Annotated in this window: 10 protein-coding genes and 1 tRNA gene; 2 read left to right on the top strand and 9 right to left on the bottom strand. The window is 36.0% G+C overall.

What is annotated here, in order from left to right:
• Nucleotides 1-3: 3 nt before the first annotated feature.
• Together obgE and proB are read left to right on the top strand one after the other, a co-directional pair.
• Nucleotides 4-1035, top strand: a complete 1032-nt coding sequence (gene obgE / locus IPH52_24680) for a GTPase ObgE (protein MBK7058187.1) — start codon at nt 4-6, stop codon at nt 1033-1035.
• A 6-nt stretch (nt 1036-1041) separates the two neighbouring features.
• On the top strand, nt 1042-1875 hold the full coding sequence (gene proB, locus IPH52_24685) for a glutamate 5-kinase (protein MBK7058188.1): 834 nt from the start codon (nt 1042-1044) through the stop codon (nt 1873-1875).
• An 83-nt stretch (nt 1876-1958) separates the two neighbouring features.
• On the opposite strand, the gene IPH52_24690 is transcribed toward proB, so the two are convergent.
• From IPH52_24690 to IPH52_24730, 9 genes are all read right to left on the bottom strand, one after another.
• Nucleotides 1959-2822, bottom strand: a complete 864-nt coding sequence (locus IPH52_24690) for a PrsW family intramembrane metalloprotease (protein MBK7058189.1) — start codon at nt 2820-2822, stop codon at nt 1959-1961.
• A gap of 63 nt (nt 2823-2885) precedes the next feature.
• Entirely contained in the window at nt 2886-3284 is a 399-nt protein-coding gene (locus IPH52_24695) for a response regulator (GenBank protein ID MBK7058190.1), read from the bottom strand.
• The gene (locus IPH52_24700) at nt 3281-8011 is read right to left on the bottom strand and encodes a PAS domain S-box protein (protein MBK7058191.1); all 4731 of its coding nucleotides are present in this window, start codon (nt 8009-8011) and stop codon (nt 3281-3283) included. Before IPH52_24700 ends, IPH52_24695 begins: the two co-directional genes overlap by 4 nt.
• A gap of 203 nt (nt 8012-8214) precedes the next feature.
• The gene (locus tag IPH52_24705; GenBank protein MBK7058192.1) at nt 8215-9324 is read right to left on the bottom strand and encodes a D-alanine--D-alanine ligase; all 1110 of its coding nucleotides are present in this window, start codon (nt 9322-9324) and stop codon (nt 8215-8217) included.
• On the bottom strand, nt 9321-10208 hold the full coding sequence (locus tag IPH52_24710; GenBank protein ID MBK7058193.1) for a protein-glutamate O-methyltransferase CheR: 888 nt from the start codon (nt 10206-10208) through the stop codon (nt 9321-9323). The genes IPH52_24705 and IPH52_24710 overlap by 4 nt, the downstream gene beginning before the upstream one ends.
• Nucleotide 10209: 1 nt before the next feature.
• Nucleotides 10210-10281: transfer RNA gene (locus IPH52_24715), tRNA-Arg, on the bottom strand.
• A 58-nt stretch (nt 10282-10339) separates the two neighbouring features.
• Entirely contained in the window at nt 10340-11731 is a 1392-nt protein-coding gene (locus IPH52_24720; protein ID MBK7058194.1) for an MATE family efflux transporter, read from the bottom strand.
• A gap of 25 nt (nt 11732-11756) precedes the next feature.
• Entirely contained in the window at nt 11757-12362 is a 606-nt protein-coding gene (gene metW, locus IPH52_24725) for a methionine biosynthesis protein MetW (protein MBK7058195.1), read from the bottom strand.
• Nucleotides 12352-13473: a homoserine O-acetyltransferase gene (locus tag IPH52_24730; protein ID MBK7058196.1), complete on the bottom strand. Its 1122-nt coding sequence runs from the start codon at nt 13471-13473 to the stop codon at nt 12352-12354. Before IPH52_24730 ends, metW begins: the two co-directional genes overlap by 11 nt.
• Nucleotide 13474: the final 1 nt, after the last annotated feature.

Genomic DNA, 13474 nt, shown 5'->3' on the forward strand with positions numbered 1-13474 from the left:
AATATGGCAAAATTCATAGACGAAGTAATCATACAATTAAAAGCAGGTGATGGTGGACCGGGTGCTATTTCTTTTCGGCACGAAAAATTTGCCGAATTTGGTGGACCTGATGGGGGTGATGGAGGAAAGGGTGGGGACTTATATCTAATATCTGACCTCGCTGTTCAAACATTAGACAAATACATTCCACTCAAAGTTTATAAATCAAATTCAGGTGTGCATGGAGGAGCTAGAAATTCTTCTGGAGCAAATGGAGAAGATATCTATCTAAAAGTTCCGGTCGGCACACAGGTGATTGATGAGGCTACTGATGAAGTCTTGCATGACTTCACGAAAGAAAATGTTTCCTACTGTGTTGTAAAAGGCGGACGAGGCGGGAAAGGAAATGCATTCTTTAAATCATCCACTCATCAAACGCCTAGGTTTGCTCAGCCCGGGGAAGAAGGGGAAATACGCAAAATCCGTCTTAGCCTCAAGCTTCTCGCAGATATAGGTATTGTTGGCTTGCCGAATGCTGGAAAATCAACCTTACTCAGCAAGATCACTCATGCTCATCCAAAAATTGCAGGCTATGCTTTTACTACTTTGATCCCTAACCTGGGAGTAGTGACTAGAGAAGACGAAAGACGTTATACCATAGCGGATATTCCTGGAATCATTGAAGGTGCAAGTAAAGGTCATGGACTAGGACTATCATTTTTAAAACACATTGAGCGGGTAAAGGGAATTATCTACATGTTCGATGGAGCGAGTGTAGACATTGAGGCAGAATATAAAATGCTCCAGAACGAACTTAAGAGCTATAATAAAGCTCTTATAAAAAAACCTTGCATCATTGTATTAAACAAGATTGATGTTTGGAGTGATGAAAAGTTTACAAAGGAATTAGTAAAACGCTATTCTAAATTAGGAGAAGTCATTCCTATTTCCGCACAGGAGGAAATAAATCTAGATAAATTATTAGATGTAATCGATAATTCTTTGATAAACAGATTAAATACAAAACCGAAAAAACCGAGGGTAAAAAAGAAATAAGCACCTATGAAGAGAAGTTTTCTTAATTCCTATATAAAAAATGCTAAGCGGATTGTGGTTAAAGTTGGATCGGCTCGTGTGTCTGGAGAAGAGAGAGCAATGAATGACTTTCTTTTTAGCCTTGCAGGAGATATTCGGCAATTGTTCGATGAAAAAAAAGAAGTCATCCTTGTTTCGAGTGGGGCAGTTGCGCAGGGTAAGAAGATAATGACAGACTATTCAGGGAGAACCTTTGATAAAAAGACTATCATAGAAAGACAGGCTCTTGCAGCAATTGGGCAAAGTCACCTTATGAGTCTATATGAAAGTTTTTTTTCAAGAGTCAATGTTCCGATTTCGCAAATTCTTTTTGGGATGCTTGATGTAAAAGAAAAAGTGGGAGCGGATAATTTGCGTAATACCTTTAATAAACTTTTAAGCTGGAAAATATTACCAATTGTAAACGAAAACGATTCGATTGCAACAGAAGAATTAAAATTAGGGGATAATGATATTTTGTCTGCTCTCGTAACACTTCTCATAGAAGCTGATTTACTGATTATTTTAACAGGGGTAAATGGATTTAATCGAGGAGGAAAAGATGTTTCCTTTTTGTCTGATGTAACTGAAAAAGACTTGTCTTTTGCTAAAGGTCCTGACGGTCCCGGAACCGGAGGAATGAACACTAAATTAAAAGCCGGTAAACTCTTATTAAGCGCTAATATTCCAACTGTAATTATAAATGGTCGAGAGAAACACTGCATTCTAGACTTGATTGAAAATAATAAATCAGGAACACTAATTGCTAATGAAAAAAAACCAACAAGGCTGAAGATTGAGGAAATACAGAAATTGTTCTAGCATTTATATCGTCATTCCCGAATTCTTTTGTCGAGAATCTCAAGTTTTACAGATCCCCGACTGAAAATTTCGGGGATGACAGATTAACTCATATCTGCATTACATTCAGGACATTTTTTTTCAGTAACGGGAACTTTTGCCAGGCAATCTTTGCAGATTTTATAAAATTCCTGCGTTAAATTCATTCCGCAGGCTTTGCATTTTTTTGAATCAATTGGGTTGATTGTTCCGCAATGGGAACAAGTTCCTGCCTTCAGAAACGGACTTTGTGTTGCTAAATAATCTAATTTTTTTTTGATAATTCCAACCATGAAATAGGAAAACGTAACACTGATTGCGAGTGGTAGAATACTATTAGAAATGTAAAATTGAAAAAAGTCGTATAACGCGTGTAAACCGGCAGCAAGTAAAACGGCGGGTCGCATCGCATCAATATAATTTCTTCCGTTTAAAAATTTTACTTCAGCAATTTTGTATCCCCAGATTGCAGCTAATCCTATATGAAGCGGCATCGCGGTAACAGAGCGTAGCAATAGATTTAAAAGTCCATTTTCTTGCGTGTATTGCAAATTTTCAAAAACAGAAAATCCAAGTCCAACAGCGGTTGCATAGATCACTGCGTCAATTGGCTCATCCAAATCTTTTAAATTTCGAATGAGTAAGACTGTTACAATGGCTTTCACAATTTCTTCATTGAAGCCAACGAAAGTTGAAATGATAAAACTATTTGCAAAACTCAATGCATCAGAACCAATTGGAATTCCAGAAATAGAGGAAAACGCACTGTTAATCGCACCGGCAACAAATGTGCTAATGAGTCCTCCAAAGAAAATCACTTTTAATACAACAAAAATTGGCTCCGGTTCAACTCTATCGTATTGGTATAAAAAGCGAAGCCAGATACCACCACTGACAAGAACCGAAAGAACTATAATAAGATAATCCATTTTGATTCACATTGAGTTATTTTTCAAAAATGTCAAGCTGCAAAATAATTAGAGTTATGATTCTTAAGAGAAATTTACTAATAATTCTTTGATAACTTTTCCAGATAAAGGCTTTGACACAAAGGCTTTTACAAGGGGACTATCAATCGATTTATTTTTATCAGTCAAGTCAATCGATGAGGAAATCATGTAGATAGTCATAAATTTAATTAGAATTTCATTGTGATCTTTTAATTCATCGAGAACATCCCATCCACTCATTTCTGGCATGTTGATATCTAAAAAGACTAGAGCAGGCATAGGGTCTGGAATAAAATATTTTCTTATGAAATCTATAGCAATATATGGGTCAGAGAAAGACTTCACTAGCGAATCTTTTGTATTGGCTCGGAAAATAGACTCATTGATAAAGTTATTAATTTCATCATCGTCTATTTGAATAATAATAGCTGGCTCAGTCATTTCCATTCTACGGGCAAATCGATAGTAAACGTTGTTCCACGCTGTAATTCACTTTCTACTTTTATTGTTCCACCTAAAAGTTCCACTTGCGTTTTGGTCATATAGAGTCCAACTCCCTTCCCTTCAATATCAAGATGGAATCTCTTATACAATCCAAAAATCTTATCCGCATATTTTTTTAAATCAATACCTCTTCCATTGTCTTTAAAAATTAATTGAAATCGATTCTCTAATTTCTTTGATGTAATAGATATAATAGGTGGGATGCCTGACCTTGCATACTGAATGCTATTTGTGATCATATTGACAAATATGCTATACATGTAACCTTTTAGCGTTAACACTTCATCAAGTTCAGAAAAATCTATTTCGATATTTGCTTTCGAATCTTGAATTAAATTTTCAATACTAGTAATTACTGAATCAACGAGGGAAGAGAATCTTACCATTTGCTTTTCTTCTCTAATCTGTTTTCTGATTTGAAGAATATCACTTAAATCAGTAATCACTGTATCTAAGTTTTGTGATGCTTTGTATAGATTGTTTACAATTAGTTTTGTCGTTTCATTTTCAATTTGTGTATCTTTAAGCAAATTGGAAAGACCGAGTATGTTTGCTAGAGGCGCTCTCAAATTATGCGATACGATGTAAGAAAATTGTTCAAGGTCTTTATTTCTCTGAGCAAGACTAGATAATAGCCGTTCCCGTTCGATTTCTCTTTGCTTTCTTTCTGTAATCTCGGAGCATACAGCCATAAACCCTTGGTCATTTCCAGAAGGGTCTTTGAGCGGAAAAATGGAAGTATCCAACCAAAATAATCTTCCTGATTTGGATTGATTTAAAATCTCGCCTCTCCAGATGTTTCCCTTCTTAACGCCAGCCCAGAGTGTTTCCAACAAATCTACTGAATTATAGTTAGGGTTGAGTAGATTATAATGATTATCCGCTATTTCTTCTTTAGAATATTCACTCATCTTAGTGAAATTATCATTGGCTTCGATTATAATTCCTTTCTGGTTAGTTAAAATGACAATATTACTAAAATATAGAGCGTTCTTTAATCTCTCTTGAATATTTATCATTTGGCTGCGCTCGGATAAATCTCTTACGATTGTGCAAATTCTATCTTGGCCATTTGCAAGTTTAAAAGTGCTTGAATAGATTTCCGTCGGAAAAATTTCACCATTTTTTCGAATAGATTTGAATTGTCCCTGAAAGCTTCCTTTCTTGCTTATAATATCTAGGCTTACATCCATTTCTTCTTCATCGTCTAATGCAAATAAGCCTCTCAATGAAATGCTTTGTAATTCAGTTTCTGTGTATCCGAAGATATCTGTTGCAGCAAAATTAGTTTTTAATATCTCGCCACTTGGGTAAGTTATAATAATTGCATCTTTAATATTCTCGTATACTGATCTAAATAAGTCTTCGCTTTCTTTTAATTTAAGTCCTGATTCTTTTATGGAAGTTATATTTTGAAAAGTTCCAAATAGTTTTATTACTTTATCGTATACAGAAATAGGCTTACACGTTGCGCGAATCCAAAGAGACTTATCAGTATTTACCTTCGATAATAATTCTAAATCAAATGCTTCTCCCATATTGAGTGTCTTTGCCATAGAATTTTGAAATATAACCTTTGCTTCATCCGCAAAAAGTTTACTCATACTTTCTAAAGAAAGGCGAAAGGTGTTGTCTAATCCAAAGACTTTAAAAGTTTCCTCAGTCCAAGAAAGCTCTTTTGTAATGGCATCAAATTGCCATCCACCAACACTAGCTGATTCCTGCGTTTCCTCTAAAAGATTTTTGTATTTTTTATTCTCAGTAATATCTCTAACAGATGTGATTTTATAGCGTGTTCCATCTGTTTGGATTAATAAAGATGCTGACGCAAAAATATCAATAAGTGAGCCATCTTTTCTTTGCACCGTCCATTCAGTGGCTAACTCTTCGTTACCCTCAATAAATCTATCATGATGCTCTTTAAGTTCTTGTTTATAGTCAGCCGGAACGACTTTTGTGAAATGAAATCCAATCAATTCGTCCCTGGTATATCCATATAAGTCGCAATAGCCTTGATTTACATTTACGAAATGACCATCCTTATCCGTTATAGAAATTCCAATCGAATTTGTTTCGAACACTGAGGCTAACAGGCGCTCTGATGTATTTAATTCGCTTTGTAAATTTCTAAGGTTTGTAATATCCAAGAAGGAAACAGAAACATTCTCAATAGAATTTCCCTCTATAATTGCTGGTGTCAGGTTATAAATATAGCTAGAGACTGATTGATTAGCCATAAGAATTTTTTGTTCACCAGTTCTAGGATTTCCACGCAAAGCCTCTGAAAAGCTTTCTCTAAAACTTTCCAAGTTCTCGGTTGAAATATAATCTAATATTGAATCTCCAGAGCGCAAAGATTTTCCGAAAAGCTGCTTAGAAGTTTCGTTTGCTTTTTCATTATAAGTGATCACTCGATAAGTTTTATCAACTAGGAAAAAAGATTGTAATGTGTTATCAAGAAGAGCCTTTTCATTTGCCTTTGCATTGATTAAAAGTCTATCTTTCTCTTCTAATTCTTCATTGACTGCCTTTAGCTCAGAATACGCAATTTGAATTTCCTCATTCGTCGATTGCAATTCTTCATTAGAAGTTTCTAATTCTTCATTTGATGATTGCAATTCCTCGTTTGTAGATTGCATTTCCTCATTTAAAGATTGCAACTCTTCGTTGGAAGTTTCTAATTCTTCAATGTAAGTCTGCAAATGCTCTTTAGTGGCTTGTAATTCGTGTTCTAATTCGGTTATACGGGGATTTTCGTCCCGAATTGTTTCTGAAAGGGAAACAATTGGAGCAAAATCTTCCGGGTCTTGCTTTTCAAAGATAACTAAGAATAAATCCCTTGTGCTTTCCGAAAATAAAAGAGGTTTAATTTTAATTCTTACATAGTGTTGCGTTCCGTAAAAGGTAAATTTTAAAATTCCACTTCGCTGTTGGATTCTGTCTTTAATCGCTTTGGTTAAAATCGACCGAAGCTCAATTAGTAAATCTTTATGAACCAACTTGAAAATGTTTGCATTCATGGCTCCTTCCGAGAGCCCAATGTAAAGACCTGCATCGCCTGAAATTTCTTGTATATCAAGAGTATCATTGACCAGAAGATAGGGATATTCAAATGTATTGAAAATCGTTTCTTTTATGATTTCGGGTAACGTTTGCTCCATTTTCGGTTTCGGAGTAGCAGGATTCGAAAATATTTTAGTGGAGGGTCTATAGGTAGAAAATTGGACGGAGTGTAATTTGCCGCCACGCTTTCGATGAAAAATTTTCGATTTTCCATCTTCAGTTGTAAATAAATCAGTGAATTGTCCCACTGTTTCTGACTTACCCAGAAATAAATAGCCATTAGGCTTAAGTGCATAGTGGAAAAGTGGTATTATCTGCTTTTGTAAGTGGGAACCAAAATATATCAGTAAGTTTCGACAACAAATTAAATCCAGTTTGAGAAACGGTGGATTACTAGTAAGGTCATGCTTCGAAAATAATACTAGCGATCTGACTGATTTTGAAAGCTCAAACTGATTTCCTTTCTTTGAAAAGAATTGATTGACTAAATCTTGAGGCATATCCTTAAGAGACTCCGCCGAATAAATTCCTTTGCGGGCAATCGAAATTGCCTTCTCATCTATGTCCGTTGCAAAAATTTGCACATTATAATTTGCAATTTTTTCCTTTAAGTTTTTACATAACAAAATTGCGAGAGAATAGGCTTCTTCACCAGTTGCACATCCAGGTGCCCAAATACGAATTGGTTCGCCTTCTGGTTTAGAATTTAAAATTTTTAGAATTACTTTTTCGAATTCAACAAAGGCTAGTGTATCACGAAAGAAACATGTAACCCCTATTAAGATCATATTGAATAATGAGTCTAATTCCTGCGGATTACGCTCAACATATTCCAAGTATTCTTCAATTGAATTAATTTTTAAAGACGATAATCTCTTCTGTAATCGACGTCCTATGGTTGCTGGCTTATAATTAGAAAAGTCGGTTCCCGTTCTTCGTGAAAGAAGCTTGAATATTGATTCCAGACTGTCTGCATCGTTCTCGATTGGACCTAGTTGAAGGTTACGCGGATAAGATTCGTTTTCTGCAATTTCAAATAACTCTTCTCCAATTTTATCCGGAGCTAAGACCATATCAACAAGTCCGGTTTCTATAGAAGCTAGCGGCATACCATTGTATTTCGCTGTTTGAGGCTCTTGAACAATCACCAAGCCTCCTGTCGATTTAATATGCCTTACTCCAACAGCTCCATCACTACCTGTGCCGGAGAGGATAATACCAATTACATTTTCTTTAAAATCTTCCGCTAGGGACTGAAATAAAACGTCTACAGATGGTTTTGGTCCGATTCCGCCTTTGGGTTTTTGGAGCCAGAGCTTTCCACCACTCACGCTGATCTCATTGTCCGGTGGAGTTATATAGACGTTATTTGGTTCTATTGTATCACCGTTTCTAGCTTCGCTAACTAATAATTTAGTTTCACGACTTAAGAGCTGGACTAGCATACTTTTATGTGTCGGACTTAAGTGCTGGGCAACAATGAATGCAACATTGCGAAGGCTATGCGGGAGATGAGATAGTAAGTCCTGTAATGCTTCCAGTCCACCCGCTGAAGATCCTATGCCGGCAATATAAAATATATTCTTAGATTTATCTGTCATTTTACATTTGATAAAAAATATTTCTGAGTAGGTTATTTTTAAAAAACTCTTATTTTCTATTGTAAGATTGTATTAAAAGAAACGGTAGATTTTGAAAAGTAAAATTCGAGTTCAAAAAAATTAATTTTTTAATAAAGCAAAAACAATCTAATAACTGGCGGAAATGATTAGTGTGCCTAGTCAAAATTAACCGATATTAAACACTATTCAATAGTTTTGTGTTCTGGTTGAGAATGCCTTTCGAGCGCATTTTCAATTAACCAATCAAATACATCATCCATCGGATAACCTGCATAAGCCGCTTGCTGTGGAATCAAACTTGTTTCAGTCATACCCGGCAAAGTATTTGTTTCCAAAACATAGGAATGCACATCTTGAATAATGAAATCAGTGCGCGAATAACCCTTGCATCCTAGGATCTTATGAGCAAGTAAGGCAGACTCTTGGATATTAGATGTTAGTTCATTCGAAATCCGTGCGGGAGTAATTTCATGCGATTTGCCTACAGAATATTTTGCCTCATAGTCAAAAAAATCATTCGATGGGACTATCTCCGTAGGGTGCAAAGAGACGGCTTCAAAAGAATGCCCCGATTTTTTTTCTATAACTCCGCAGGAGACTTCAACTCCTGAAATATTTTCTTGAATAAGGACAGATTCTTCCTGATAAAATAATTCTTTAAGCTTACTTGCTACTTCTAATATATTATTTGCTTTACCTACACCGACACTTGAACCACCCATAGTAGGCTTAATGAAAACCGGAAAATTCAATCGGAAATTTTTAAGAAATCCTTCTCCAGAAAGATAAAAATCTTTTCGCATAACGTTTATAAAATTTGCTACTTTAAGTCCTGCCGAAAGAAAAAGATAATTTGCTCTTTCCTTGTCCATTGCTAGTGCAGAGGCTAATACGCCGGAGCCGGTATATGCAATTGAGTTCATTTGTAAGAAAGCCTGTAAAACACCATTTTCCCCTTCACCACCATGTAGACCAATGAATACAAGATCACATTCAAGATTGGATAGAGAAATTCCACTTGCGCTTAATATCTCATTTTGATTCATAAATTGTTTTTTAAATTCTTCGCTTACTTCTTCGTGAGGAAAATTTTTTATAATAGTTTTTATGTCTGGAAGAATTGCGTTACGGCTATTTGGAATTATCCAATTCCCCTTTTTGTCAATAAGAACAGGAGTTACCTCATATTTTTCTCTATCTAAAGTTGCATAGATGAAGCTTGAACTCTTAAGGGAAATTTCATGCTCGGTAGATTTTCCACCGATAAGAAGCGCTACTTTAATCATAATTATTTTCCTGCGATAGATTTTTTTTGATAGATAGTGTGTCCTAAGAATTTAAAATTCTCTGAGATTCCAAACATAGTTTCGGAGTGACCAATGATTAGAATTCCATCATCCACTAGAATTCGTTCCATATGACTAAAAATTCTTTGTTGAGTAGGTTTATCAAAGTAGATAATAACATTTCTGCAGAAGATAATATCAATTTTCTCCTGAATAGGGTAAGGCTCTTCCAACAAATTAATTTTTTTAAAAATTAAAAGATCTTTTAGGACAGGTTTTGCAGTGAATTCTTTTTCTCGTTCAGTCTGCTTAGAAGTAAAGTATTTAATTTTGTATTCTTGCTTTACCGGTGTCATTCTTTCTTCTCGATATGTTCCTCTTTGCGCAGTCTCAAGAACGTTAGTGTCTATATCTGATGCATATATCTTGATATCCCAACCAGGCTTACCAATAAAGTATTCGCACACTGTCATTGCTAAGGTGTAAGGTTCTTCGCCAGTAGAAGACGCGGATGACCAGATACGAATTTTTTTTCTGCCAGTCAGCTTTGCTTTTTCTTCTAATTGAGGGAATGCCGTTGTCTTTAAGTATTCAAAGTGATGGTTCTCACGAAAGAAATCGGTTTTATTTGTAGTGATTCGATTTATAATTTCAGGAATCTCTGTATTTAAAAAAATTTTGTCATTTCTAAGTTTTGTTACGTATTCAGCAAAAGTAGAAATTTGATTCTGTCTGAGGCGAATATTAAGCCTCGATTGTAACATGATTTTTTTATGAGGTGCAAGAGAAATCCCTGTTTTTTCGTATATAATGTCTTTTAGAAAATTAAACTCTCGGTCTTCGATATTGATGATGGAACTAAAAAAGTCAGTCACATTGAGCCTCTTCATCTGCCCTGGGAGGGAATCGAACCCCCACTCACAGTTCCGAAGACTGTTGTTCTATCCGTTGAACTACCGGGGCAGTGAAATTTCAGTGAAATTGAAACTAGGATTTAAGGCAACAAATTAATGTTCAAATATCAAACCTTTACTTTTTTCCAACTACCTTTCGTAAAAAGCCAAAGAGTAAAGATTCCCACTGAAGTTTCAGAAATAAAGACTCCCCAAAATACGCCAGTGTGCTGAAAAGAATTGATGACTGCCAAATAATATGAAAGAGGAATTTGAATGCACCAGAAAAAAAATACATTGATTAGAGTAGGTGTTCTTGTATCTCCAGCACCATTAAACGCTTGGACAGATACCATCCACCATCCATAGATTAAATACGAATAAGATAGAATTTGTAGCCATTCAGAGCCTATTGCAATGACTCGCAAGTCATCTGTAAAGATTTTCATAAGGGATTGATTGAATACGAAGTAGGCTATGGAGACAAGCATTAAAAATCCCATATTATAAAACCCAATTTTCCAGACTGTTGATTCTGCCCGTTCTGGATTTCCTGCTCCTAGGTTTTGTCCAACAAGAGTAGCGGCTGCGTTTGATAAGCCCCAAGCGGGCATGAGGGTAAACATCATTATCCGCAAGGCTATCGTTGCTCCGGCTACTGCCTCACTGCTGATATTTGAAAGTATTCGCATCAGAAATATCCAGGATGTCATACCAACAAGCATTTGTCCAATTCCACCTAGCGAAGTTTGTATTAATTGCGTTACTATCGATGTATTCCAAGATAGTTCTGACAGTTTTACCTTTATATGTCTTCCTGCATTAAATAGTGTCCACAATTGAATAAGAACACCAATTCCTCTACCGATATTGGTAGCAATAGCTGCTCCTTCAATTCCTAAAGAAGGCATAGGTCCCAACCCAAAGATTAATATTGGGTCTAATCCTATGTTAACCGCATTTGCAACAAAAAGTACGCGCATTGCAATTGCCGCATCACCAGCTCCTCTAAATATTGCATTTATTACAAAGAGTAGAACAATGATTCCATTTCCACCAAGCATCCATTGCGTATAACGGTAACCATGTTCGATACTCCAAGGATCGGCACCCATTAGTCTGAGTAAGTCTTTGGAGAAAAAAATTCCGGTTATGGAAAATGGAATGGAAACTAGAATTGCTAAAAAAATTGATTGAATTGCAGATTTGCTTGCTTCTTCAGAATTTTTCTCACCAATTCTACGTGCAATAATTGCGGTTACGGCAGTAGCAAGACCCATTGCCATGGAGTAAAGTAAAAATAAAAATGTCTCACTGATTCCGACTGTGGCAATAGCGGATGCTCCTAATTTGCCTACAAAATAAATATCTGCTACAGCAAACGTTGATTCCATAACTAGTTCTAAAATCATCGGAACGGCTAAAAGAAAAATAGCACGCTTCATGTCGATAGTTGTATAGTCCGCTTCTGTTCCGCGGATAGCGTCTTTTAAATCCTGCCACACGGATCTTTTTATCATAGTATTTTTTTTCCTTAATTGGCTATTATTCACTAAGCACAAAAAGTGCTAACTTTGCAAATAAATTTGGTTTAGTTTCAATTCGGTTTTTGTCACTGAAAAAAGCATGGTCTTCAATTTTAAATTTTTGAACGGCGCAAAATTCTTCAAAGTCAGTGATTGATAAAAAATGTAAATTAGGAGTGTTATACCAACGATAGGGTAGATTGTCGGATACTGGTGTTATGCCTTTAAATAAAATTTGAAGTCTATTTTTCCAATGTGCAAAGTTCGGAAATACAACGATTACTTTTTTCCCAATTCTAAGTGAATCTTTAATGATATTACCTGGATTATGCGTTTCTTGAATTGTTTGATTTAGTATCACATAGTCAAAACTTTTTTTGATATGATGCTTTAATCCTTCATCTAAATCACCGTGGTGTACAATGACTCCACGCTCAATGCATTTGTAAATACAGTCTTCATTTTTTTCAATGCCTTGACCGCGAACTCCTTTTTTTTTCAGTAAATAAAGAAGATCGCCATCGCCACACCCAAGGTCTAACACGCGGAAGCCGGTAGGAATTAAATCCAGTATGTATTGAAAGTCAGGTCGTAAAATAGGTATAGTCATAGAATTAGATTTCATAGAAGATTGAAAAATTTTGAGCAAACTCTAAAAAATGATGAATGAGATGATGTTGTTCTGGATTTGGAACTAAAAAGGAATCATGTCCTTTGGAAAAATTTACTTCACAATAAGTCACTGAAATTGCATTTACTTCCAGAGATTTAACAATTTCTCGACTTTGGTAAGGAGGGTATAACCAATCGGAGCTAAAAGCAATGATTAAAAAATTTGCCTTTGCTCGCGACAAATTAAGAGTTAACTCTTCTCCGCGTCCAAGACTAAAATGATCGAGTGCCTTCGTAACATAGATATAAGAATTTGCATCGAACCGATCTACAAATGTCTCCCCTTGGTAAATTAAATAACTTCCGACTGCGAAATCTGTGTTCTTTATATTTCCGCGCGGCGGTTTGCGACCAAATTTCTCACGCATTAAATCATCTGAAAGGTAAGTAACATGACCAACCATTCGAGCAAGTGCCAATCCTTTTTTGGGCGGATTATCACCGTATTCCCCATCATTCCAATTTGGATCGGATAGAATTGCTTGCCTTCCCACTTCGTTAAATGCAATTTGTTGAGCGCTATGCTCAGAGGTAGAGGCTAGAATGATACAATTTTTTACAACATCGGGATAACTAACACTCCACTGCAATGCCTGCATTCCGCCCATTGAACCACCAGCTACGCAGAATAATTCGCTAATTCCAAAAGAATTTAATAGTAGTCTCTGTGCATTGACCATATCCAAAATGGATACAAAAGGGAACGTTGAACCATAAGGCTTGTTAGTTTTGGGGTTAATGCTCGTTGGACCAGAGCTTCCATTGCAGCCCCCAATGACGTTAGTGGAAATAACAAAGTATTTATTAGTGTCAAACGCTTTGCCGGGACCAATGTATTCATCCCACCATCCTGTTTTTTCCGTGCCTTCATGAAATCCAGCAGCGTGAGCATTGCCTGAAAGTGCATGGCAAACTAAAATAGCATTTGTTCTACTTGGGTTCAGAATTCCGTAAGTTTCGTAAGCAATCTCAAGAGGGCTAATGATGGCTCCATTCTCTAGAGTCAAATCAGGCAACTTTGCAATTTCTGTGCGAACAATTCCAACGGAATTCTTGTTAAACATA

The sequence above is a fragment of the Leptospiraceae bacterium genome (assembly GCA_016708435.1).
In the GTDB taxonomy this organism is placed as follows: Bacteria; Spirochaetota; Leptospiria; order Leptospirales; family Leptospiraceae; genus UBA2033.